Genomic DNA, 24,433 nt, shown 5'->3' on the forward strand with positions numbered 1-24,433 from the left:
AACGGAGAAAGGGTATGCTCCGCTCATTTTTTTCGCATCTTATTCAGAACATAGCTCTCTCAGATTCTCAATTCATTATTAAGAGACAAAAAGGTGCCATGCAGTTTGCATAAGGCACCTTTTTGTCTACGGTCTGCAAGAGATAATGTATATTATCTCTTGTACTTATCTCCTGTTGTCGATTAAAAAATCAGATATAAAATCGATGGGTAACCGCACTTTCGAGACCACCGACTCAAATTGAGGTAGCCTCAAGGGACACTTTAACATGCTCCAAAATATGGATAACCAAAAGTTAGCTTTACTGCCAATACGACGCATCATAAGAATGTTGCCCATCAAACATATATACTGGTAATAATTTTACCTGACAATATTTTGCTTGATAAAGCTTTACTAACTTATTTAGAACCATCGGGAGATAAATAACAATATTCCAATAATTAAAACAGTAGTGATAATCTGATTGAGGCAACCACCATGTGTTAGCCCCCTTAAGTCTCCAAATTGCGAACGATTTATTGAGTCTGCAAAATTAATAAATGGATTTCTTTTATATTCTTCAATTTTGCGTTTCTCTAGTTTATCCTGTTCATCTTTTATGTCCATTATTTCTCCTTCCCTATCATTTAGTGAGTTGGTTAACATCATCCTACGAATGCGTCACGGTTTAAGCATAATGCGATTCCCTAGTGAGTTATTCTAGGTATCTACCTCCAAATCCTTGCAATCCTGCACATCACCCAGCTATCTTCCCAATAATTCCCGATTATAAACAAAAAAATTGCCAGCCTACACGCTGACAATTCAAAGCTGAATTCTATTTTTCATTCTTCGGTAAATCATTGAACAGTATCCGCATACAATCCCGCCGGAAGTACAAGATCCTCGACACGAAAACAACTCCATCTTCGCACCTGTAAAATATAAGGTGATTGGCACAGACAAGAAACCGATAGTCAGTCTGAATATCTACTACGGAAGATAGCAGGGCACCAATTCCAGGATGCTCCGCCAGCCCTCGCACCTTATTGATGATGAAACACTCCACTTGCTCCTTAACCCCTACTGACCACTCACCACATTAACCTTCTCCCCTTCATTGAGAAAAATCTGTCCTTCAGTGATGATCTCATCACCGGCTTTCAGGCCATCGATAATCTCCGTAAACCTGTCATTAGCTAGCCCGGTTGTCACTTGGACTTTTTTTACACTACCCTCTGCAACCAGATATACAACTGACACACTGTTTTCAATTTTGATTGCCTCATTAGGAACGGTCAGGACATTTTCTTTTACAGCTTCAGGTAAGAAAACTCTGGCGAACATACCTGATTTCAAATCATCCGTAGTATTGAGCAGAATCTTGATCGTATAAGCCTTGGACTTGCTGTCCGCATTAGGGCTGATATAGTCAACCACCCCCTCTACGAGCTTGTTTTCCAGAGCATTCATTTTCAGAGAAATAATTTCTCCTTTTTCAATCTTAGCCACCACTTTATCCGGCACACTGATTTCGACCATCATAGTATCTGTATCAATGATTGTCAAAGCAGCGGTGGAACCGGAGATAATCTCCCCTTCCTCCACATTCTGCCCGGAGACTATTCCTGAAATGGGTGCGGTAATCACCGTATTCTTCAGCTGCTCAGAAGCATAATTAACTCCGGCGGCAGCTTGATTTACTTGGGCTGAAGCCACGCTGACTGAATCCGGCCCGGATTTTTCTTTGAGGAGTTTGAGATTATCCTGGGCCGTTTTTAAATCCACCTCTGCACTGGCGTATTGTTTTTGGAAATCATCCAGAGTCAGTTTGGCGATGACTCCGTTGGCATACAATTGTTGATTCAGATCATATTTTTTCTTGGCATCCTCATAAGTGATTTGTTTATTTTCCACGGTTTGCTCAGCTTGCAGGACTTGCTGATCATAAGCGGAGCCTGCGGTCTTGGCCAGATTGGCCTGGCTTACCTCCAGATTGGCTTGCTGCTGCTGAAGCTGAGCTTGTAAGTCCCCCGAGTCTAAGGTAAACAGCACCTGACCTTTTTCCACTCTATCACCGGCCTCAACCTGAACTGTCGCAACCCTGCCCGCTATTTTAGAGGAAACGGTCACTTCTTGAACCGGCTTCAGAATACTGGCGTATTCCACTTCCGTTGTCAGGGTGGCTGCACTCGCTGTCACTGTTGTGACATTTTTGATTGACGGCACAACTTCTGCTTCTTTATTTCCGAAACCGGATATTAAGGCAACCAAGATTATTCCGGAGATCACTACCCCTAAACCTAGGCCCAGCCCTTTAATACGCTTCATAATCTTCTACCTCCCTGATCGTTAGAATTGGCTTCTTTCGTTTCGCCAGATACTGCCGGGCATCATCCATCAAGGTATAAACTACCGGCAGAACAATGGGGGATAAAACTGTCGATGTAATCATGCCCCCGATAATTATAATGGCCATCCCGCTTCTCATTTCACTTCCGGCTCCGCTGGATAGCGCCGAGGGCAGCATACCGACAATCATGGTTGCTGAAGTCATCAGGATGGGTCTTAAGCGAGTGGTTCCCGATTCGATCAGGGCTTCTCGCAGGGGCATTCCTTGTTTCATCAAGGTTTGGGTATAGTCAATCAACAAGGTTCCGTTCTTGGATGCCAAGCCGTCCAGCAAAATCAAGCCAATCATGGATAAGATATTCAAGGATTGCCCGGATAAAGCCAGCAAGCCAAAGGCCCCGATAATTGCACAAGGCAAGGAAAGCATTCTGATAAAGGGAGTTAAGAAGGATTCATACAAAATAATCAGAATGGCATAGACCAGAACAATCGCCACAACCAGGGCCTGAATCAGGGCGCTGAAGCTCTCGGCCATGTTTTCCTGACTGCCGCCGAATTCTATCGTATAGCCATCAGGCAGGCTAGTGCCCTCCAGTTGGTTTTCAATGAGCGTAGTTACATCTCCCAGGAGACTGTTTTGTAAATTCGCTGAGATAGTTACGATGTTCTCTCTATCCTCTCTGGATAGTTTTAAAGGACTTTCGGCGTACTCAATGGCCGCTACCTGATTCAGGGCAATCTGCTCTCCGGCCGAATTTTGAACCTTGACGGCGCCCAAATCAGCGGGAGTTTGGATCTGGTCATCTATAAACCGGAGGACAATATCATATTCATTCCCGTTCTGCCGGTAGATACCGGCCTTCGATCCCTGGAGTCCGGTTCTGAGAACCGTAGAAATATCCGGGGTATTTACTCCGTATTGAACAGCCGCCAGCCTGTCAACCTTCACCTGGATCTCGCTCTCACTGGTTCGCTCGGAATTAGTGACGTCCGCCGTCCCCGGGGTGGCTTTGACAATATCCTCTACTTTGTAGGACAACTCTTTTAAAACAGCCGGGTCCTCTCCACTGATGACTAGCTGAACGGGTTTACCGTTTCCACCGGCGGATTGAGCTTCAGAAACGCTGAATTGAACTCCCGGCAGGGTATTCCCCCACTGGCGCATTTCTGTAGCAATTTCAGTCTGGCTCTTTTGCCGTTCACTTTTGTCCACCAGCTTGACGATAATATTGGCTGAGGATTTATCTGAGTTATATCCCACAGTGGTGAGATAATCCTTCACTTCAGCCATAGTCTGCAATTGATTTTCAACCAGGCTGACCTTTTCCTCTGTTTGTTTTAAACCGGAACCCGAAGTAAGATTCAGCTCAATGGAGATCTGGCTTTGATCACTTTGGGGGGTAAACTCAGTTTTAATAAAACCCAGGGGCAGTAAGGAGACAGCCAGAATACAGCCGGCAATTAACAGGCTGACAACTTTCCACCTGTGATCCAGAGACCAGATTAATAGCTTCTTATATAGTTCAGTTGCCCGGTCCAGGACAGGGGGAAATCTTCTGGGTTTTTTAGTATCCGGCTGAAGCTCTCCCGCTTCTTCCGGATTCTTCTTTTTTAGAAATAGGGAAGCCAGCATGGGGGTTACCGTAAAAGAAACTAAAAGGGAAAAGAGGGATGCCACGGCAACGGTGAGTCCGAATTCTTTAAAGAACTGGCCCACCATGCCCGACATAAAGGCTACGGGGATAAAGATGACCACATCACAGAGAGTTATGGCGATTGCTGCCATACCTATCTCCCTGCGCCCTTGGATGGCTGCCTGTTTCGGGTTTTTCCCCATGCCTAAATGTCTCTGAATATTCTCCAGAACCACAATGGAATCATCCACCAGAATACCGATACTCAAGGATAAAGCCATGAGGGTCATCATATTCAAGGTAAAATCAAAGGCATACATCATAAAGAAGGTGGAAACCAAGGAGGTGGGGATGGCCACCAGGACAACTAAGGATGACTGCCAGCTCCGCAGAAACAGCAAGAGTACAAGAGCTGTTGTAATGACTCCTTCCACAAGGCTGGATTTAACATCTTCCAGAGAATCGTTGATAAAAGTAGTACTATCCGTGGTTACTGTGACACTTACTCCTGCTGGCAGCTGTGCTTGAATCTTCAGCAATTCAGCTTTGACATTATTCACAGCCTCGACAACATTGGCGTCACTTTGCTTTTGAATACTGATGCCCAAGGCATTGGTTCCATTCAAGGTTAAGATTTGTTCTTGGTCGGGATATTCCAGCTGGATCTGGGCAATATCTGCCAGCCGAACAGTCCCTCCTTCCGAGTTGGAAATTAACAAATTCTTAATTTCATCGATATCTTTAAACTGTCCCACTACCTTAACGGCTTGGTCGCTGGTATCCAGACTTATCCGGCCGGCAGGGAGATTGCTGTTTTCCGTCTTTAGCTTTGTCAGCAAGGTATTGACATTAACTCGGTAATAATCCAGAGCCGTTTTGTCTAAGCGAATGGCCAGCTGCTTATCCTCGGCACCTTGAAGGCTGACCTGGCCAATGCCGGGTATCTTCGCCAAATCCTCTTTAATCTTTTCCCCTTCATTTTGGAGTTGGTCATAGGGGATCGTGCCGGTGAGGCCCAGAGTCAGGACAGACTGGGCATCCGCGTCAATCTTCCTGAGAATCGGGGAATTGACATCCTCAGGCAGTTTGCCTGAGGCACCATCCACTGCCTTTTGCACGTCTAAAAAGGCTGAATTCATATCCGTTTCCATGGTGAAGGTTATAATTGTTTGTCCAATACCTTCTTTAGATATTGATTTCAGGGTATCAATTCCACTGATCCCGGAAACTGCATCTTCAATGGGTTTGACAACGTCCTCTTCTATCTCTTCGGCACCTGCACCGCTATAACCGGTGGTGACAGTGATAATAGGTACGTTGATAGAGGGGTATAAATCCGCGCCCAGACTCTTATAGCCGAAAATACCGATACCAATAAATAAGGCCAGCAAGACAAAGACTGCCGAAGGCCTCTTTACCGATAACTCAGTAATACTCATGATTATGTACCTCTTCCCTTGGTTTTAATGGAATTATACAAGGCAAAGGTAAACTCCGGCTAAAGAGAAAATAATTATCTGTAAAGCAATTCTAAAAAATAATGAAGTGACCTTTTTCGGTCACTTCACAAGGGGTAAGGCAAAGCGGATGCCCAATCCTCCGTAATTGGAGTGAAAGGCAGATATCTCACCGCCATGATGCTCGATAATGGATTTGCAGCTGGCCAGACCTAATCCCATCCCCCCGTTTTGGTTCTGTCGGGATTTATCCACGGTAAAGAATTTTTGAAACAGCAGAGGCAGTTCCTTTTCCGGCACACCCGCACCATTATCCTCCACCTGGAAAAAAGCATATTCGCCGCGGACATAGCCCCGCATATAGACCTTTAAGTCTTTTCTCTCCCCATACCTCACGGCATTGCTGAAGAGATTCCCGAAAACCCGGCGGATCATGTGTTCGTCAATCGTGATGTGCTGGTTGGCTTTGAAGCTGTTTTCCCAAGCCAGTTCGAAATCAAAACCGGATAATTCCGTCTCATATTCAGTGGCAATGCTGGCAAATAGCTTCTGGGCGGGGACGGATTTCATATCCAGCGCATCCAATTCCACCTCCCCCTTAGTATAGGAAGAGAAGGTGTTAATCAGCTCGGCAATATGCTTGGTTTTCTTGAGGATCAGCTCATGATATTCCTGGGTTTCCTTTTCAGAAAGATTTTTCTGCAGGGCTAACAATTCCACAAAGCCATTGATGGTCGTCAAGGGAGTCTTTAAGTCATGAGCCATGGCGGCAATCATCCCGATTTGTTCCTTGTGGGCTTGATAAAGCCTGTCTTCCATTTCATTAAAGTGATTGTATAGTTCTCCGATTTCATCCCTTCGTTTCGAGCTTAAGATTACGGGCCGACTTATGTTTACCCTTTTCAACCGGGTATTAAGCAACTGAAGGGGTTTTGTAATGTTAAAATGTAAATAGACGGCTAAAATGACAAACACCGTACCCGTGAGAATCAGCAAATAAAAGGCCACTTCTAATTGCACGGGCATTAAGGGTAATCTTAAGATTTTGGGCTTTTCCGTCATGAAATTTTTGATAAATACTGCCCCCGGAAAGATGATCAGCACAAAAACCAACATGAACAGCAGCGGCAGCTTGATCTTTAACTTCATAGCCCTTCCTACCCTTCCGTATATTTGTAGCCGATACCCCAGATTGTCTTAATAAAGTCATACTTGCTGCCAAGTTTTTTGCGAATGTTTTTGATATGCACCGTGACAGTATTTATCTCACCGTATTCCCCTGCCCAAACATTTTCATAGATTTGCTCCCGGGTCAGGACGTTATTGGGATGATGCATGAGAAAGGATAAGATTTGAAATTCCTTGGTGGACAGCTCAATCTTCTCCTGGTCTAAGTAAGCCTCAAAGGTCTTTTGATTTAAAATCAGGGGTGAAGCTGAGGGGAACTTCTGTGGCTCGGCCTCCTGTTTAAGTCCTTTCCATTCGTTGTACAATCGGTCAAACTTTCTGAAATGAGCTTTAATCCTTGAAGTAAGCTCTTGAACACTGAAGGGTTTGGTCATATAGTCGTCGGCACCGATCTCCAGGCCAATAATTTTGTCAATGTCTCTATCCCGGGCGCTTAAAAACAGAATGGGAATACTGTAATTATTTCTGATGTTTCGGCAGACTTCCAGCCCGTCCATTTGGGGCATCATAATGTCCAGGACAATAAAATCCACCGGATTTTCTTTAAGTACCGCTAAAGCCTCCGGGCCGGAATGGGCAGCGATCACTTCAAATTGTTCAAGTCGCAAACTTTTCGTGATCAGCTTGACAATATCCGGATCGTCATCGACTACTAAAATCGTCTTCTCCACATGTTTCACCAACTTCTTTACTTTGCTTTTCTTTATATCATAGCAAACATAAATAAAGCAAAAATAAAAAACTATAAAGATTTGTGATTAGAGTTCACTTTGTTATAAAAGCCGCGTGGCAGTTGCTTTTTAAGAGCGTTGAAAATAGCTTTTCTCTTTTAAGGGACTTCATAAATTTCTCGAAGTTATGTGAAGAGCAGTTAATTCAATTCATTAATCAAGTAAACTATGGAAGTCAGGGAAAAACCCTCTGTTTAGAATAATTCAGTCACACTTACATCATTTCATAAGTACTGGGTACAATAACCGAGTATTAGGTTAATAGAGTAAGAAACTAAAGGTTTTCTCTAACCCCCCTCAGAATATAGGAAGTCCAATTAAGGAGATTAAAAATTGATGTCCCTTTACTTTATGCATCTGATAAAATTATCAATATTTCTTCTCGCACTTATTGTACTTGTTCCGAGAGCTGAAATCCGTCGTCTTGCTGTATATGGAATTACATTTGGTAGCATGTATGATGTAATAGGACTCACAATTGGTCATTTAACAGACGTTTTTCGGTGGATTAACTTTGGTCCTTTCGGCTATGGTTATTTGCCAATAGACTCACCAATATCTTGGTGCGCATTTTACATTATGTATTTCTATCTTTTGCCTAAACATAGGCCGTTAGTATATATATTTCCTGTATCAGGGATAGTTATGAGCATGATATACTCAAGAGTATTAGTCAACTTAGGGATGTTTATTGAGCCTAATTTTCTATTAAGATTGGCTAATTTCACATTTTGGTTTTCTTTGGCGACCTGGGGTTACTTAAAATTAAACAAATACGTTGAAGCAAAACATAGAGTGTGTTGATAAGAAAGTTTTCCATATCCTTCTGTATAAAGCCTATTTAAAGAGGATGGGAGTCTTCTCGCCGCGCGATGATAAAAGAAGCTGCATGGAGTCTGGTGCCCCGTAAACCAGAAAACCGCCATGGACGGCGGCTCCTCAAATATCTCCTTCGCTATATGCGTCTAATGTTAATGATAATTTTCTCAGATCTATTACAGCACCTAACTCCATGAGCAAATCTAGCCCTAAAAGCCCATTAATATTGCCTTGTGGGTCAATAACTCCAAAATCCATTTTAACTTCTAAACTTGCCTCACCCAATTTGACTTTCACGACATTTTTAGAGAAAAAGTTATGTAGACTTCCTCCAACACCATAAAATGAATTTACGCTGTCTTCTAATTCAGCAAAAATTCCTATATCCTCAACTGCATCCGGGGATATTATTGTCTCTGCAGCCCCAGTATCAATTACAATATTTTCAATTACTTTTGTATTCCCACGAAAAGATATTTGGATAGAGGTAAACAAAAGCCCATCCTGAAACTTCATATTCATTAGAATGTTCCTCTAAATCCAAATATTTGTTTAATCTGTACTTCAAGCTTTTCTTTTCCGGTGTGATAAACTAGTTCATCGTCTTTTGTGCGTACTAACTCTCTTGTTGCTTCCCTCTTATCATCAAAAGCCTTTACTACTGCCAGATCATCAATGTACCGTACATTATCTTCAATATGAGCCTTTAGTATCTGGATTTTTACAAATCGGTTAGGATATATATTTCTAACTTCCTCCCATTTCATTAAAATACATCCCCTCGTTAATTCAATTTAATCCCATTATACCATGTTACTTACAATCAACGAATCATCTTGTAAAGCCAATCCAAATATTTAGCGCATGGATGCGTATAGGTGGCATATATACGCCTCCTGACTTCAAAGCTTTTTTGATTTTCCAGGCATGCTATTAAGGTACTTCCTGCAGCCAAGTACGATATAATAGCTCAATTCCTCGATTAATTTCTTCAATACTCATGCCGCCAAACCCCATCATTATTTGAGATCTATTACTGTCTTTGTGAAGAAAAGTTCTAGAGAGTGGGAATAGTCGGACTTCGCTCTCCGCAGCACGCTTGATAAGCTCCTCTTCACTAAGAGGATTATCAACTAGCTCTATAACAACGTGGAGCCCCGCTCCTTGACCAATGATTTTAACTTGAGTGCCGAAATGACGGTGAATCGATTGTAGGAGTGCGTCGTGCTTTTCTTTATAAACTGTTCGCATTTTACGCAAATGCCGTTCCCAGTACCCCAGTTCCATGAACTTTTGCAGTGTTCTCTGTTCTAGTAGAGATACATTCGTAAAATAATCCCTGAATAACCTATGATAGACAGTTAATAATCGGTGAGGCAGAACCATATAACTTATTCGAAGCGCAGGCGATAATACCTTAGAAAAAGTACCTACATAGACTATATTCCCTTGCGGGTGTAATCCTTGTAACGCAGGAATTGGTTTGCCGAAGTACCTCAGTTCGCTATCATAGTCGTCTTCAATGATGACTCCCCCGACAGATTCTGCCCAATCAATTAATTTTAATCGTTTTGTCACAGGCATAACATAGCCTAATGGAAATTGGTGGGAAGGCGTGACATATACAACGGTACTCTTGGTCTTCTGTAGACACTCCAAGTCTAGACCATCCGAATTTACAGATACGGTTGTGATAGAAAACGAATGATTTCGGAAAACAGCTTTTGGAACGAAATAGCCAGGATCTTCTACAGCCAATTTCGAATGATCTTCTTTCAATATGGGCGCTAAGATAGAAAGACTATCTTGAAGTCCCGAGCAAACAACGATTTGTTCAGGATCACAAGAAACACCACGAGAGCGCGACAGATATCTTTGAATCTCGCAGCGCAAATCAAAATCACCTTGCTGATTACCATCGGAAGCAAGGTGATTTTGATCATCCTTTAAACAATCAACATAAAGTTTACGCCACAGGTTAACAGGGAAACTGCCTGGGGAAAGTCGAGCCGGATGAAAATCAAAGGCAAATGATTTTCCGTCTTCAGAGCCTTCTTTCGGTGACATGCATACTTGACGGAGAGGCGATTGGCGGAATTCAGGGTCTATTGATGAAACGAAGTATCCGCTTCTTGGCTTGCTGTGTATATACCCTTCTGCATATAACTGTTGATAGGCATACTCCACAGTATTACGGCTTACCGATAATTCACTAGATAAGTTTTTAATAGAAGGAAGCTTGGTAGTTGGGGGCAATTCCCCTGTTAATATTTGATTTTTAATCTGGTTATATATTTTAGTGTGCAACGGCTGACGACCCTGACCGTCCAATATAAACATTGCTCTCACCTAATCCTTTATATGTAGGATCTTAATTACCGCCATTATATATAGGCTAATACCTAGCGTCAAGGCTCAGGAAAATTGCGCCAAAGATAACTGCCCCTGTACTTAATTTGAAAATTGCCCCTGTGTTTAGGGGGAATTATATCTTATAATCTGGGTGTCCGGTGGCTAACACATCGATTGCTTTGTGCAGATGGTAATTCGAAAATTACTGAGTGCATTGCAGTAATAGAGGACACAATAGTAGTGTCAACCAATCAAGTATGAGTTATCTAACACTTCTTCAAAACAGAAAGGATGTATTCTTATGCTTAATGAAAAATTATTGGAGGTACTTTCTCATCCCACAGACGGAGCCATCTCTATCGTGACCAACGGTGACGACGGTCCGCATTTAGTAAATACCTGGAATAGCTATGTTGTAGTTACCCCTGAGGATAAACTATTGATTCCAGCTTACGGCTATAACAAAACGGAAAAAAATCTCAGCGTTCATAACGATGTTACTCTTTCCATTGCCAGCAAGGAAATCCAGGGTTATAAGGCTAAGGGTACAGGCTTTATCCTGAAAGGAACTACCCGTTTTCTAAAATCAGGTGAAGACTTTGAGCGTATGAAAGAAAAATTCTCTTGGGTTCGAGCAGTATTAGAGATAACTGTGTCATCTGCGAAACAAATGCTTTAAATTAGCTACTATGTTGAGCTTTCCAATATTGTATTGATACCCTTGGTATTATTAAAATATACCTAAATATATTAAAAACACTCAAAACCAGCATATCATTTTTGATAATGCTGGTTTTTTTACCCCATCCAAATGGTCGCTCAAGAACATTTAGCTCAAAAACCTCATCCAGCGTCAATTTGGCGATGACTCCGTTGCATTTTTAATTCTCTGGAGTAAGGCCACGGGTTCACCCCCTTCTATAGAAAATTTGATATAGCTCCTTTAAAATTAATGGGTTCTGAATACTCAAACAAATTACTATAATTGCCTCAGTAGTGCTGCTATAATGTGAATATGAATTATCTTCCAATAGCATTAAAGGAGGGATAAAACTGTAGCCGAACCCTATAAGATCTTATTGATAATTTATAATGCTGTTAGTGTACGTTACCAATAGAGGTGCTTTTGAATTGTACTATTATTCAATTGGTGAATTTGCCAAACTTATTGGGAAGACGGAACAAACATTAAGAAACTGTAAAAATAACACGCTAAAACCCCACCATATTGCTCGAAGATGATCAAGGAGTTGCTTGAGAATGATACTGGGGAAAAAAGTTAGACTCAAGCCCACCGAAGAACAGGAACATCAACTGTGGAAATCTTCAGGAACTGCAAGATGGGCTTATAACTGGGCCTTGGATCAACAAGAAAAAAACTATGCTAAGGGTGGCAAGTTTCGTTCGGATAATGAGCTAAGAAAAGAATTAACCCAATTAAAGCAAACGGAAGAGTTTTCTTGGCTTTATGATGTCTCCAACAATATCACGAAACAAGCGATCAAAGATGCTTGTGATGCTTACAAGAAATTTTTCAAGAAACTTGCCGATAAGCCAAACTTCAAGAGTCGAAAGAAATCAAAACCATCTTTCTACAATGATGTTGTGAAGTTGAAGGTTAAATCTGGAATTGTTCTGATTGAGAAAGTCGGATGGATCAAAAGTTCAGAGCAGTTACCGATCGGTGTGAACTACACTAATCCTAGAGTTTCGTTTGACGGAAAGTATTGGTATCTATCCCTAGGAATTGAGCAGGAACAAAGCACAGAACCATTGACACGTGAAGTCATTGGTATTGATGTTGGGGTGAAAGAACTTGCAGTTTGCTCTAACGGCATGATAGTCAAGAATATTAATAAATCTCGAGTTGTCAAAAAGCTAGAGAAACGGCTTCGTAGGTTGCAACGTAAAGTTTCTCGTAAATATGAACTAAATAAGGAGGGAAGCCGTTTCGTCAAAACCTGCAACATTATAAAAGTGGAAAAGCAAATTCGTATACTACATCGAAGGTTAAATGGGATACGAACTAATCATATCCACCAAGCCACTAAGGCAATTGTGAAAACCAAACCTTGTAAAGTGGTTATGGAAACCTTGAATATCAAGGGTATGATGAAAAATCGACATCTATCGAAAGCCATTGCCCAGCAAAAACTGTATGACTTTAAGTCAAAGCTTCAATACAAATGTGAGATACAGGGCATTGAACTCGTTGAGACAGACAAATGGTTTCCATCGAGTAAGCTGTGTTCCGGTTGTGGGGCTATAAAGCAAGACTTAAAATTGTCAGACAGAGTGTACAAGTGTAAGTGTGGTTTAGCGATTGATAGAGATTTTAATGCTTCCATTAATCTTTCGAGATATCAATTAGTAGTCTAGTCACCTAAAAAAGACACTACTAATGTGTACGATTCGTTGCATCGGAATTTAAGCCTGTGGAGTGTTATATCAAACGAAAGTAGTCTTCGGACAAAATCGGACACAATGAATCAGGAAGCAAACAAAGCTTTTATATACTTTTATAAAGTTTTGGCAACGGGCCTAATCCATGTGTCAAGAAATACGACCCAATTTGTTTAGAATAGAAATTCCACTGCCGAAAAATCCACTTAAGGCTCTAAATTCCTATGTGATCAAGGGGCCGGAACGTAATCTCATTATCGATACCGGGATGAACCGGGAAGAATGTCTTAAGGCAATGCAGGCAGGCTTAATTGAGCTGTCAGTGAATCTGAATGTCACTGACTTCTTTATTACCCACCTTCATGCAGATCATTTAGGGCTTGTGTCCAGCTTGGCCTCTTCTACATCGAAAATATACTTTAACGGGCCCGATGCCGAGTTGATAAACTTCCCATCTTGGGAAGAAGAGAAACACTTCGCTAAGATATTCGGGTTTCCCGAAGATGAACTTGAAGCGGCCATTGCAATGCATCCTGGTTTTAAATACGGCAATACCAAAAAGGTAGACTTTGAAATCCTTAAGCAGGATGACGTTTTGAGTATCGGTGACTACAGCTTTAAGTGCATTGAGACTCCGGGACATTCTCCCGGACACATGTGCCTCTACGACTCAAGTAAAAAAATTCTTGTGTCAGGGGACCATATTCTTAGCAACATAACCCCAAACATTTCCCTTTGGGGCGATGATTGGGATCCTTTAGGTGTTTATTTAAAAAGTTTAGACAAAGTGAGTATCCTCGACGTTGAACTTGTTTTACCAGGTCACAGAGCGCTCATTACCTCCTGCAGGGAAAGAATTCAGGAACTTAAGCTGCACCATCAGGAACGGGTGGTTGAGATTCTCGCCATTTTAAGCAGAGGTAATTTGAATGGTTACCAAGTCGCTGCTCAGATGACTTGGGATATGACATATGAGTCATGGGAGATGTTTCCGGTTACCCAGAAATGGTTTGCAACAGGGGAAGCGATTGCTCATCTCAAATATTTGGAAGGTAAGGGCAAAGTTAGAAGAGAGACTGAGCAGGGGAAACTAGTTTATACCTTGGCAAAATAGTATATTGTGCGGGATCTTCATCTGGCGGTTCGTTTAACGAGTTCTAAAAAGTCTGTCCGATGGTCAATATAAATTTACCTGCCGCTGAGGCCCAGAGTGTTCCGGTTTCCAGTGGCAGCCCCTTTATGCCCTTCAATGGCTTTTAAAAGGGAGATTTGGAAATTCGGGCTATTCCGTCTTTCAGTAAGCTAGCTTAATCCCCGTCAAAAAGGGCAATTTCGCAAAACCTCGTCACCCACTTCCGCAACGACCTCCCGCCAGAGCTGCACAGGCTGCCGGGCCAATTCTGCCGGGACTATCTCCGTTAAACGGATTTGCCGGTCACTGAAGCTTTGTTTAACCTCCCGGAAGGCTGCCGCTGCCTGAGCCTCATGGTTATTTTCCAAAAGTATCCGGTCGGCAATCCGCTCCTTGAGTTCGGCCAGCAGCTTGCCTTCCAGATACTCCGTCATGACCTTTTCCGGCGGGATCACCTTGCCCTGATCATAGGAGCGGATTTTCTCCTCCAGCCAGGCAATGAATTGGGGCGTACTCATGGCGTTCAGTTCCACGCGATACTCTTGCAGCCAGTCCTTCCAGGCAGGACTAATATAGCCGGCCACACCTCTCTGGCGGCTTGATGCTTCCACTTTTTCCACCTCCAGCCCCATGAGCACCGCTTCTTCCGGCTCCAGGCCGAGATTGATGATCTTCACCGTGCGGCCCGGTCTGGCCTTGGTTTCATTTTGCAGGGTATCGTAGATGGTTGTGCCATAGGCATCCGCATCGTGAATGCAGAAAAAAGTGATCTCTTCCTCCCCGTCCTCCCCCAGTGCGTCCAGCAAATCCTTGACTGCCCGGCTGGCGTAGCCTTTGCTGGTGAGGAGTGCCATATCGTATTTCTCCGGAATCTTCTTCTCTTTAAGCACATTGAAGAAGCCTTCTTTTTCAATATACAAAACTTTGTTGAAGGTCCAGGCGGGCTTGCGGTAATTCTCCACGGCAATGGTGCCGATAGGGATATCCCGGCCTTCGTGGGGATGATACAGCGTTCCCCGGTCATCCCTGTACATCATCGGGATGTCGCCGTGCTCGGCTTCATAACCGCCGATCAGATCTTTGCAGAAATAGGCGTAATCCGGTTCCTTGCCCAGTTCCCTGATCACATAGGGCCGGACGGCATAATAGAGCTGGCGCAGGCTGAAGCGGTATTCCCCATTGCCGCTGGCTTTGGCAATGGCTTCCTCCAGGCAGGCGGCGACGATTTCTTTCTGGGACCGCTTTCTCGCCGGAGCAGCGGGGAGGGACTTTTTTAATTTGTTCACCGCCTTGGTAATACTGGCGCCGATAGTCTCAGCCATCACTCCCAGGTCCGGTTCTTTGCCGTCCGTCACAATTGGCACATAAGGGGTCATGACATTGATTAAAAGCCTGGCGGGTTTGGCCTTAAAATAATGTCTGAAGCCGCAGCCGAAAATCTTCAGCTCACTTTTATTACAGAAGATGTGAACCTCTCCCGTCACCGGGGACTTATTGAGCAGAACCGTGATCTGGGGTTCGTCGGCAAAGTCGGCGTATGCTTCGACCACAAAGGGGATTTCTGCCTCATGAACCCCTCTGACGGATTCCACCGTAAAGGTACCGCAGCTTCTGTAATAGCCTTTCCAGTACTCCAGCTCACCGATCCGCCCCAGCCTCTCCGGGTTCGTTTTCGTGACCAGGGTCCTGAGCTCGGCCAACAGTGCTTCCGTGTCGGCGAAGGTCAGGGAAGCGGCGGCTGCCCCATAGGGATACCTGCGGGATAGTATCCCGGCTTTCTTACTGCAGCCGTCAAATTGGGCGATTAGTTCCCGGACAGACCCGCTGTAGGCCTGAAACAATTCAAAGAAGTTTTCGCTGGTATACCAATAAGGGGATGTCTTCCCCTGGTAGGTTTGACCTTGGGCATATTGCAGCGCCAATTTGGCCCAGGCCGGATCAATCTCCATTTGGCCCAGGGAAAAGCTGATTTTACTCCCCCCTTCGCCGTAAGGGCCTAAACTTTCCGTCAATGCCGAACCGTCGTTCTGGCAATGGATCCGGTAGTTTTCCCCCCCGGTAGCAACCAAAAGCCGGCCGCCTGTGGCCGCCACCGCCCCGGCCACCACCCGCAGGCCGTTCCCCAGTGCTCCCCGGGTGGGCAGGCGCAAGTATTTGGAGGATTTAAGGGGCCTGTTGATGGCAAACAAGCCGGGATCCATGCCGGGCCCCTGATCTTTGACATAAAAAAAATCGTCCTCAAAGCCGATTTCACACTCACCGCACACATCCAGGGCATTGTCCGTGAGTTCTTTGCAAACCAGCAGCGACAGTTTATCTTTAGGCACCCCCGCCTTTTGGGGCAGGGATTCAATATTTCTGAATAATTTCCAGTCTTCCCGTTCAAACAGCATGGCCTGAGTTCACTCCTCCTGATTTGAGATGCTGGAATATCATATGCAATTTCCATCAATCTGTCAGGGGGAATTCCCAGGAGGATAATTACCTGGCACGCAATTATCTTTTTTTCCTCTTCAGTTATATTCAGAAATTCCGCAGAAAAGGCCCCCACCGTTTTCGATGAGAGCCGAATGATTAGGATAGATTCCCTCGGGCCCACGAACGTAGCATAACTTATAACTTTCTTCATATTGGTACCCTTTAGCTGCTGAAAGATCATTTACGTTTACACTCACATGATCTATTCTATTCATTCGTGCCTTCCGCAGCCTGTTGCACCTCATATTCCAGGAGGATCATCCCACTGGGATAGGTGCGGTGCCGGACGAGCGCCAAGCGCCGATGTACCCCGTGCGGGGAGAGCAACTGCACCCCACCGCCCAGAAGGATCGGAATGATCGCCGGTTCGACCGTATCAACCAGATTCCAGGCGAGAAGTTGGGAGAAGAGATTTCCTCCGCCGTAGAGCCAGATATCTCGACCAGGTTGCGCACGAAGCTCTCGAACTCGTGCTTCAAGGCCCTCGCTCACGATCTCGACATCAGGATGATCCACTGGCCGAAGCGACCGCGAGACGACGATCACTTGCTTTCCGCGAAAACTCTCGCCCGTTGCGCGTACGATCTCGTACGTGCGTCGCCCCATCAGCAACGTGTCGAATTGCGCATACAGCGCCTCAAAGTCGAACGAGGGCTCTGGCGTTATCCAGTTAAAATCATCGTTTGGTCCTGCGATGTAGCCATCCAGACTACATGCGACCTGGTATCGCAGCCGCCTCATACGATTATCACCTCCAACTTGATTCACTCTTGTCCAACTGAAAGGTCCTATGTCGTCAACGTTTTAGGATTACCGGAGTGCACAATAATTCCGATCTAGGTATTATTTACGAAATAGGTTCGCAAATACAGATGGATATGAATACCACGTGATTACAAATAACGGGGATCAGCCCGCGTAAAACTGTCCTCTGAAACATTAAGCAACCGGTCGAGTTCAGCAAGCATGGTCGGTTTATCTGCCGGCAGCTCACCGTTGATCCAGGCAAAGTTGGAAACATGGTCACTCATAAGCTGACCAGGTCCCCGTAAGTTCTCGACCAGGAGGCGAGTCTCCCTGATTGCGGCATGGGGACTCAGCAGCCGGAATTTACCCTGCTGGTATTCTTCACCTAAAGGCGTTCCTTCTGCCGGATTATATGTGCGTAAACGTGTAAAATCCGGGGCGATGGCGTTTAGTACCCGGGCGCTTTCCAGGGCATGTTCCTGGGAACGCTCATTTCCGCCAATCCCAATTAGAATGTATTCACTCAATTCCATACCCGCTTCTTTCACTTTTCGCCCATTCTCAATCATCTCTGTCGCCGTAAAACCCTTTTGAATATTCGCCAGCACGATATCGTCTCCACTTTCCAGACCGGAGTGAATCCTAGTCAGGCCAGCCGCCCGCAACCGTTGCAATTCCGCCAAAGTTTTCAGTTTCAGGAACTTAGCGGAGCCATACATTGTCATTCGGGAAAGACGGGGAAACAACCGGCCGGCATATTCCAGAATTTCTGCCAGTTGCTCAGTTTTCATAACTATCGTATTGCCATCCGGGAAAAAGATGCTCTCTACATCATTTCCGTACAGTTCTTGGGCCCTTTTCAGGTCCTCTTTGATATCTGCTACAGGACGAATCTTGAATTTCTTAGTCCTATACATTCCGCAGAAAGTGCAGCGGTTATGCGGGCAACCAATCGTCGCCTGGATAAGCAAACTTTCGGCCTCGCTGGGCGGTCGGTAAACAATACCTTCATAACGCATAGCAAACACCCTTTCCCAAAGAATCTCTTTTGTGAAACAATATCATCCGCTTGTCTGTGAACATCAATCATGAATTTCCACATCTTTCCCAGATTTCCTCCCATGATGTTGGCAATAATCCAAAAAAAAGCAAATAACGGATCGTCCAGACACCAAGTTAAAGCAATGATATAGTGACTAAATCCTCATTCTCCCGGCCATGTTCTCCCTCCGATTAATAATGGAAGACTACACTCCTAACATTTTATTCAAACAGCTCTTCATTACACGTGCTATACGTGTTATAATGAACACATTGAGAGGAGGTTTACGAATGAAACCCCGGGAACTTGAAAACATAGTTAAAGCCGATGGATGGCAATACACTGACACCAAAGGTTCTCACAAACATTATAAACATCCCTCAAAACCGGGAAAAGTTACAATCCCATTTCACGGGAAAGATTTAAAAACCAAAACAGTAAACTCTATCCTAAAACAAGCGGGGCTGAAATAAGCCCCCTTGCCTAGAGTTTACGATAAGCATAGAAGCTGAAAATAATTAATTAACTAGACGAAAGGCGGAATAAGCAATGAGACTTATTTATCCTGCTTGCTTTTACCCAAGCGAAGATGGTTATACTGTGGTCTTTCCTGATTTACCAGGATGCGTAACCGAAGGCGATACTTTACCTGAAGCTATGGATATGGCTATCGACGCAGCTTCCGGTTGGCTGTTAGGCGAAGTTGAGGAGAATAAGCAATTGCCTAAAGCTACAAATATTATAAATGTAATCCCTAACGAATATGAGAATGGTTTCGTTAGTCTCATTGGTGTTGACTTAGACGAATACTCCCAAAAGCACGGACATAAAGCTGTAAAGAAAACCCTTACAATCCCCGCTTGGTTAAACACTATTGCTGAGGAGAATAATGTAAACTTCTCTCAGGTTCTGCAAAGCGCCCTCAAAGACCAGCTGGGTATTTAGTAATATAAATAATTTTAGCAGCCTAACCGGCTGCTTTTTTATTGCCTAAAAACGCTGATTTATCGAGTTAAACTTGCTCAGCATTTAATTAATCAATAAGGTCATTTTGGTATTTTGAAAGATGCTCGTACGGAAGAATAAGTCTTCCACGGTAGAGGCCGCAACCATCGTTGATAAGGGAATTATTCATTGCCGAAAACATATTTACATCCAATTTTGATAATTCAAGCTGCTGCAACATAATACCTCTTTCATAAGCATCATCAAAATAAATATTTTCTCCTTTTGGAATTGCATCTCGTTTAACTCTTTCACTTTCCTGTCGCTTTTCGTAACCTAAATGATTAGCAGGACCAATTTCAGCAAAATCGTCCATTTCTTTGGTACGAAGTTGTACTTCCACATAACAACGGGCAATATTATCATAAAATGTTATATGCAGCGAACGATACCCACTAGACTCTGGATTTGCAACGTAATCTCTATAGTATGGGCTTACGCTCTCTTTTAACAAGAGCGATTTTTTCTGACCCATAAATGAAGACAGTTCTGCGGTAAATCCGCGTTCCTCAAGGAAACCAAGCAACTTATTGGCAACATCATATAGATATTTATTTTCTTCATCCGCGCAAATCTCACCTTCTTTTAAATGACATTTGGGAAGAGAAATCACGATTCGGTATGCAATCAGGTCCCGAAAACAGCTTAAATAGTTTTTCAGTTCAGGAAGAGACGGATAATTGCCATGTTTAATATAATACTCGTAAATATATTCTACGATGTATCCGTTAAATTTTGCTTCCGCGCGTATCAGAGATTTAATTCGGCCCTTAAAAGTAAAGGCAAGAAAAGGATACTCATTTGCCATAAGTTTATAGAATTCCCGAATCCGCTGAGACTGGGAAGTCAGGAATTCGTTGTGCTGCAAAAGTTCCGCAATTTGAAGCAGAAAATTACAGTGCAAAAGATCAATCTGATTATGAGTTTCTTTCGCCGACTGTTTCAAATCCTCTGCATATCTCTGCAATATCTTTAGAACGGTATCGCCTGAGTATAAATAATCATTTAATTTTTTCACAGATGCACTTTCCTTTCCTATATGGTTTTCACCCAAACGATATTAATCCGATTTTCATAGCAATCAAAAGTCATTTTTTGAAGATCAGGACAAAACGCGTTCCACCTTCGCCTTATGAACTTCTCGCTCTGATGATTTGTCGTGAGGCCCTACCGGTTCCTTGGTTGAAGAGAATTTCTCACTAAAACGCAACATCAATGGAAAAGATTTAAGAAACCATATCCTTGACCCTTCCAATCAATTCCTACACATTAATTCCCAAAATTCTCAACTGTTCATTAATCTTAGCTTCAAGCTCCGCGATTTCTTGTTTATCTTGCTCTAGCTGCTTATTCACCTCATCAAGATCAATGGCTTGTTCTTCTTCAGACGTATCTACATAGCGAGGAATATTTAAGTTAAACTCGTTTTCTTTGATTTCTTCAAGTGATGCCACGTGAGCGTATTTATCAACATCCACACGATTTTTGTAAGTTACAATAATCTTATTGATGTTTTTATCAGTAAGTTTATTTTGATTCTTACCTTTTTCAAATTCGTTGCTGGCATCGATAAAGAAGATATCTTTTATTTTACGATTTTTCTTGAATACTAAAATCGTCGTTGGAATTCCTACACCGTAAAATAAGTTGGCAGGCAACCCGATCACTGTATCTAGGTAGTTTTTCTCAACGATGGTTTGACGAATGGCACCTTCTGCCGCACCACGGAACAAGACACCGTGGGGCAGTACAATGGCCATTGTTCCCCTATCATTCAGGTGATATAAACTGTGTAAAATGAATGCATAATCCGCCTTAGTTCTCGGAGCGAGCTTACCATATTCGCTAAAACGTGGATCTTTTAGTTTTGTTTCGCTATTGTCCCAATGAGCAGAATAAGGAGGATTCGCAACCACGGCATCAAAAGAGCGTGGGTGGTCTATTCCTATGGCGTCCGGCCCGTCGGGCCAATCCCTTTCAAGGGTATCGGCATTAGACAGAGTCATATTGTTAAATGAAACGCCATGCATCATCAGATTCATACGAGCCAGGTTGTAGGTTGTGGTATTCTTTTCCTGCCCAAAGAATTTAATCGCCCCTGGCTTATCGCCGCCAGGCAACTCACTTTTAACGGTTAACAGCAATGACCCGGAGCCACAAGTCGGGTCATACACCGAAAAAGTATGATCCGATTCTTCTACCCCATCCGTTACGACTTTAGCCAAGATCTTAGACACTTCATGAGGTGTGTAGAACTCCCCGCCTTTTTTGCCTGCACTGGCGGCAAATTGACCGATTAGATATTCATAGATTACACCCAGGATGTCTTTGCCATCTTCACCTTTGTAATCAATACCATTAACCAGCTTGACAATACGGTTCAGTGATTTCGCCCGTTCATTGGTAGACGAACCAAGGCGTGAGTCGCCCAGGTTGATGTCGTTAAACACACCCCGGAAATCTTTCACGGCTTCTTTGTTTAATTCAGCGTTCTTATTGAAGTTATCAAAAATTGTTTGATAATCACTTGGAACCACCATGCTGTTATCAATTTTCTGAACCAAAGATTCCCAGGTATCAAGGGGGGCAATGGCATAGCCTAAACTTGAAGAAATATCTTCTAAGTAGTCATTCAAATCGTCGCCGTTGGCTTGTTCCAAATAGGCTTTATTGATCGTTTCACCCTCGGCCACATCAAGAACATTATTTTCAACTAAATACTGTTCCTGATGTTCTGACAGATACCGATAAAACATAAAGGCCAAAATGTAATTCTTGTATTCTGAGGCATCCATGTTGCCACGCAGCTCGTTGGCCATCGCCCACAGCTTTGCTGTAATGGTTTGTAAGTTACTCATGTTGTTATTTTCCTCCTAGACAAACATTTGTTGCAGTAATGCTTTCTTCTGTTCTTGCAGGTGTTTCAGCTTGCGCTGATGTAGGGTGATGAGGTGGTCGAGGTTAGAAAAGAAGATCGTAATTCTTTGCTGCTCAGGCACAGAAGGTATGCGACACAAAACGTTAATAAACGAGTCCCAATATAGTCTTTTTCTGAAGTCGGTGACTCCATAAGAGAGATTGTTCATCTGAATAATCGCTTCATCTCGGCGTAAACAATAATCCATAAAAAGAGGGTAAAGCTCTGCACTGGGAATAGCTGTAATATATGCAGGACTTACCATCCCTTCTGACTTTACAACTCCGATTGCCCCTTGCCACGCACGCATCATGTTAAGAACGAGATCACCGAAATGAACATGTTTATATAGTGACTTATCTGCGCTTCTGCGCACTTTCTTCCCTAAAGTATCACTATCTAATTCTTCGTTTGAAACACCATGATGGATGGAAACGGAAAGGATCTGTAACGAATCGTATCCTCGCTCTTTCCTCTCTGTGTATATTTCCCCCAGATTCCGTTGTTTCCAAGCGTCAGTAAATTCTGGAAAACGAACTTCCGGAAAATCTTTGCCATCTTTCGGAAACATTTTTTGAAGCAGCCCAGCCTTCAAATTTTGCAGGTTATTTAACTTACGTTGATGAAGCGTGATGAGGCGGTCAAGGCTAGCGAAGAACGCGCCGACCTTACGTTGTTCATTAAGTTTGGGAACTGGAACTTTCATCTCCATCACTTTGTTCTTAGATATGTTGTATCGTGAAACACCTTGGGCCAAGAACATAAATTTCTCCCGAATTAATGATGAGCGTAACATGAATGCTAAATAATGTGGATCAAATTCTACTGTTGGTCTGTAACCAAAACAAAAACTATTTAGGTACACATTCTTAGAATTTTCAAGCCATACAGACGACATTCCAACTTCTTCAGGTGTTTCAGAGGACGTTGTAAAGAACACATCACCATATTTAACTTGTTTTTGTTTATTATCAATCTCAACACTTTCCACACCATTAGGGTTAGAGATTGCATTACTAAAGACATTAACATAAGTGACAAATTTAGCATCACCATGTCCAAAATCTTCCTTAGTTTTGCCCGACAGTCCAGTGAATGTATCGCCCATTTTACCTAATACACGCTGCTCCCAATCATCAATAAATCCCGGAAACCTTATTTTAGGCACATTTTCCTTGTTTTCGCTCATTTCTGCTCTCCCTGTAGTTTCTTAACTTCCCTATCGAAATCAGAAACCATTTTTTGATGCTTGTTGAATTCTTTATATTCGTCAATAGCTTTTTTCGTCGCTGCACTCTGGGAAATACGCCCATGCCCCTCCAAGATTTCATAGCGGTTGAATTTTAAGAATTCATCAATACTTACCGCAAAGTCCTGCATTCCCAATAAGGTTTCATCTTCAAGCAGACGCTCTACATAGTCAAAATAGGCTGATACGTTACGCTCCAGGCTGCGAATTTCTTTTTGGGAGAGATAATTCTTTGCAACCACAACATCTGACTGTAAAATTCGCCCCTCAGGTGAGTTCTTCCATGAAGTAAGCCCCATATGCTCTTTGTCTTTATTGGCGCTGTCATAAACAATTTCAGCGGCAGTTTTCCCTGTAATCGCATAATGAAACTTGTTTTGTACTGTCGCATAAAACTTTTTGGTAATATCTGAGTTTTTATCATAATCGAATGAAATTTCCGCAAAAACATCTGTTATCTGTTGCCATATCCGTCGTTCACTTGCTCGAATTGAACGAACGGTTTCAAGCAACTCACGGAAGTAATCCTTGCCAAAAACATTTTCACCTTGTTTCATACGTTCCACATCAATCTTAAAGCCTTTTTGGATGTATTCTTTTAAGACATCCGTTGCCCATATCCGGAACTTCGTCGCCTTTTGCGAATTCACACGATAGCCAATGGAGATAATCGCATCCAAGTTGTAGTATTTAACAGAGTTCGTCTGTGTCTTTCCTTCCATTGCGCCATGTTGAGTGGTATTTTCCAAAATGGAAACAACCACTTTTTCCTCTAATTCTCCAGACTGGAAGATATTTTTCAAGTGTTTGCTAATGGCTGGAACGCCAACATCGAACAATTCTGCAATCGTCTTTTGGGTTGCCCAAATCGTTTCATCTTGAACAAGAACTTCCACTTTTTCATCGGCATCATACATTAAAAACTGTATTTCGTTCATTATATCC

Annotated in this window: 22 protein-coding genes and 1 pseudogene; 6 read left to right on the top strand and 17 right to left on the bottom strand. The window is 43.2% G+C overall.

Features of this window, described 5'->3' with window-relative positions; all coding sequences use genetic code 11:
- Positions 1 to 405: 405 nt before the first annotated feature.
- The 9 genes from DP73_RS14115 to DP73_RS14155 all read right to left on the bottom strand — a co-directional run bounded on the left by DP73_RS14115 (position 406) and on the right by DP73_RS14155 (position 10,503).
- The gene (locus DP73_RS14115) at positions 406 to 609 is read right to left on the bottom strand and encodes a DUF6366 family protein (protein WP_034600349.1); all 204 of its coding nucleotides are present in this window, start codon (positions 607 to 609) and stop codon (positions 406 to 408) included.
- A 211-nt stretch (positions 610 to 820) separates the two neighbouring features.
- Positions 821 to 1,051, bottom strand: coding sequence for a type II toxin-antitoxin system RelE/ParE family toxin (locus DP73_RS22660; protein ID WP_128751419.1), 231 nt, complete (start codon positions 1,049 to 1,051; stop codon positions 821 to 823).
- A gap of 14 nt (positions 1,052 to 1,065) precedes the next feature.
- A complete protein-coding gene (locus DP73_RS14120; RefSeq protein WP_034600350.1) occupies positions 1,066 to 2,313 on the bottom strand; it encodes an efflux RND transporter periplasmic adaptor subunit in 1,248 nt (415 codons plus the stop codon).
- A complete protein-coding gene (locus tag DP73_RS14125) occupies positions 2,300 to 5,407 on the bottom strand; it encodes an efflux RND transporter permease subunit (RefSeq protein ID WP_034600352.1) in 3,108 nt (1,035 codons plus the stop codon). The genes DP73_RS14120 and DP73_RS14125 overlap by 14 nt, the downstream gene beginning before the upstream one ends.
- Before the next feature lie 120 nt (positions 5,408 to 5,527).
- Positions 5,528 to 6,574 carry a HAMP domain-containing sensor histidine kinase gene (locus tag DP73_RS14130; protein ID WP_034600353.1) on the bottom strand — a complete coding sequence of 349 codons (1,047 nt, stop codon included), beginning with the start codon at positions 6,572 to 6,574 and terminating at the stop codon, positions 5,528 to 5,530.
- Positions 6,575 to 6,582: 8 nt separating this feature from the next.
- Complete coding sequence (locus tag DP73_RS14135) at positions 6,583 to 7,284, bottom strand: response regulator transcription factor (RefSeq protein ID WP_034600356.1); 702 nt, start codon at positions 7,282 to 7,284, stop codon at positions 6,583 to 6,585.
- Between the two features lie 999 nt (positions 7,285 to 8,283).
- Positions 8,284 to 8,685, bottom strand: coding sequence for an aspartyl protease family protein (locus DP73_RS14145; RefSeq protein ID WP_034600358.1), 402 nt, complete (start codon positions 8,683 to 8,685; stop codon positions 8,284 to 8,286).
- Entirely contained in the window at positions 8,685 to 8,930 is a 246-nt protein-coding gene (locus DP73_RS14150; protein ID WP_034600359.1) for a hypothetical protein, read from the bottom strand. Before DP73_RS14150 ends, DP73_RS14145 begins: the two co-directional genes overlap by 1 nt.
- Positions 8,931 to 9,096: 166 nt before the next feature.
- A complete protein-coding gene (locus DP73_RS14155) occupies positions 9,097 to 10,503 on the bottom strand; it encodes a PLP-dependent aminotransferase family protein (RefSeq protein ID WP_034600360.1) in 1,407 nt (468 codons plus the stop codon).
- A gap of 313 nt (positions 10,504 to 10,816) precedes the next feature.
- Between DP73_RS14155 and DP73_RS14160 the strand changes: the two genes are divergently transcribed.
- The 4 genes and pseudogenes from DP73_RS14160 to DP73_RS14170 all read left to right on the top strand — a co-directional run bounded on the left by DP73_RS14160 (position 10,817) and on the right by DP73_RS14170 (position 14,032).
- On the top strand, positions 10,817 to 11,194 hold the full coding sequence (locus DP73_RS14160; RefSeq protein WP_034600361.1) for an FMN-binding protein: 378 nt from the start codon (positions 10,817 to 10,819) through the stop codon (positions 11,192 to 11,194).
- 452 nt (positions 11,195 to 11,646) lie between these two features.
- Positions 11,647 to 11,748, top strand: a pseudogene (locus DP73_RS22665) (IS607 family transposase); the annotation flags it as partial.
- A gap of 27 nt (positions 11,749 to 11,775) precedes the next feature.
- Positions 11,776 to 12,894 (top strand): RNA-guided endonuclease TnpB family protein, encoded by a 1,119-nt coding sequence (locus tag DP73_RS14165; RefSeq protein ID WP_034600363.1) that lies wholly within the window; start codon positions 11,776 to 11,778, stop codon positions 12,892 to 12,894.
- 169 nt (positions 12,895 to 13,063) lie between these two features.
- Complete coding sequence (locus DP73_RS14170; RefSeq protein ID WP_034600365.1) at positions 13,064 to 14,032, top strand: MBL fold metallo-hydrolase; 969 nt, start codon at positions 13,064 to 13,066, stop codon at positions 14,030 to 14,032.
- A 203-nt stretch (positions 14,033 to 14,235) separates the two neighbouring features.
- On the opposite strand, the gene DP73_RS14175 is transcribed toward DP73_RS14170, so the two are convergent.
- The 4 genes from DP73_RS14175 to DP73_RS14190 all read right to left on the bottom strand — a co-directional run bounded on the left by DP73_RS14175 (position 14,236) and on the right by DP73_RS14190 (position 18,294).
- Positions 14,236 to 16,443, bottom strand: a complete 2,208-nt coding sequence (locus DP73_RS14175) for a hypothetical protein (RefSeq protein ID WP_034600367.1) — start codon at positions 16,441 to 16,443, stop codon at positions 14,236 to 14,238.
- Positions 16,444 to 16,563: 120 nt separating this feature from the next.
- Positions 16,564 to 16,743: a hypothetical protein gene (locus tag DP73_RS14180; protein ID WP_034600368.1), complete on the bottom strand. Its 180-nt coding sequence runs from the start codon at positions 16,741 to 16,743 to the stop codon at positions 16,564 to 16,566.
- Positions 16,736 to 17,269, bottom strand: coding sequence for a dihydrofolate reductase family protein (locus tag DP73_RS14185; protein ID WP_034600369.1), 534 nt, complete (start codon positions 17,267 to 17,269; stop codon positions 16,736 to 16,738). The genes DP73_RS14180 and DP73_RS14185 overlap by 8 nt, the downstream gene beginning before the upstream one ends.
- 152 nt (positions 17,270 to 17,421) lie before the next feature.
- Complete coding sequence (locus tag DP73_RS14190; RefSeq protein WP_034600370.1) at positions 17,422 to 18,294, bottom strand: radical SAM protein; 873 nt, start codon at positions 18,292 to 18,294, stop codon at positions 17,422 to 17,424.
- 313 nt (positions 18,295 to 18,607) lie between these two features.
- Here DP73_RS14190 and DP73_RS14195 point away from each other — a divergent pair, with 313 nt between their 5' ends.
- Both DP73_RS14195 and DP73_RS14200 read left to right on the top strand, forming a co-directional pair.
- Positions 18,608 to 18,790, top strand: coding sequence for a type II toxin-antitoxin system HicA family toxin (locus DP73_RS14195; RefSeq protein ID WP_014184374.1), 183 nt, complete (start codon positions 18,608 to 18,610; stop codon positions 18,788 to 18,790).
- Between the two features lie 76 nt (positions 18,791 to 18,866).
- Entirely contained in the window at positions 18,867 to 19,262 is a 396-nt protein-coding gene (locus DP73_RS14200) for a type II toxin-antitoxin system HicB family antitoxin (protein WP_034600372.1), read from the top strand.
- An 88-nt stretch (positions 19,263 to 19,350) separates the two neighbouring features.
- On the opposite strand, the gene DP73_RS14205 is transcribed toward DP73_RS14200, so the two are convergent.
- The 4 genes from DP73_RS14205 to rhuM form a co-directional block, all read right to left on the bottom strand.
- On the bottom strand, positions 19,351 to 20,340 hold the full coding sequence (locus DP73_RS14205; RefSeq protein WP_034600373.1) for a guanosine polyphosphate pyrophosphohydrolase: 990 nt from the start codon (positions 20,338 to 20,340) through the stop codon (positions 19,351 to 19,353).
- A gap of 244 nt (positions 20,341 to 20,584) precedes the next feature.
- Complete coding sequence (locus DP73_RS14210; protein WP_034600374.1) at positions 20,585 to 22,180, bottom strand: type I restriction-modification system subunit M; 1,596 nt, start codon at positions 22,178 to 22,180, stop codon at positions 20,585 to 20,587.
- 15 nt (positions 22,181 to 22,195) lie between these two features.
- Complete coding sequence (locus DP73_RS14215; protein WP_034600376.1) at positions 22,196 to 23,428, bottom strand: restriction endonuclease subunit S; 1,233 nt, start codon at positions 23,426 to 23,428, stop codon at positions 22,196 to 22,198.
- Positions 23,425 to 24,426 carry a RhuM family protein gene (rhuM, locus tag DP73_RS14220; protein ID WP_034600378.1) on the bottom strand — a complete coding sequence of 334 codons (1,002 nt, stop codon included), beginning with the start codon at positions 24,424 to 24,426 and terminating at the stop codon, positions 23,425 to 23,427. Before rhuM ends, DP73_RS14215 begins: the two co-directional genes overlap by 4 nt.
- Positions 24,427 to 24,433 lie beyond the last annotated feature (7 nt).

This window comes from Desulfosporosinus sp. HMP52 (assembly GCF_000765145.1).
Taxonomy (GTDB): Bacteria; Bacillota; Desulfitobacteriia; order Desulfitobacteriales; family Desulfitobacteriaceae; genus Desulfosporosinus.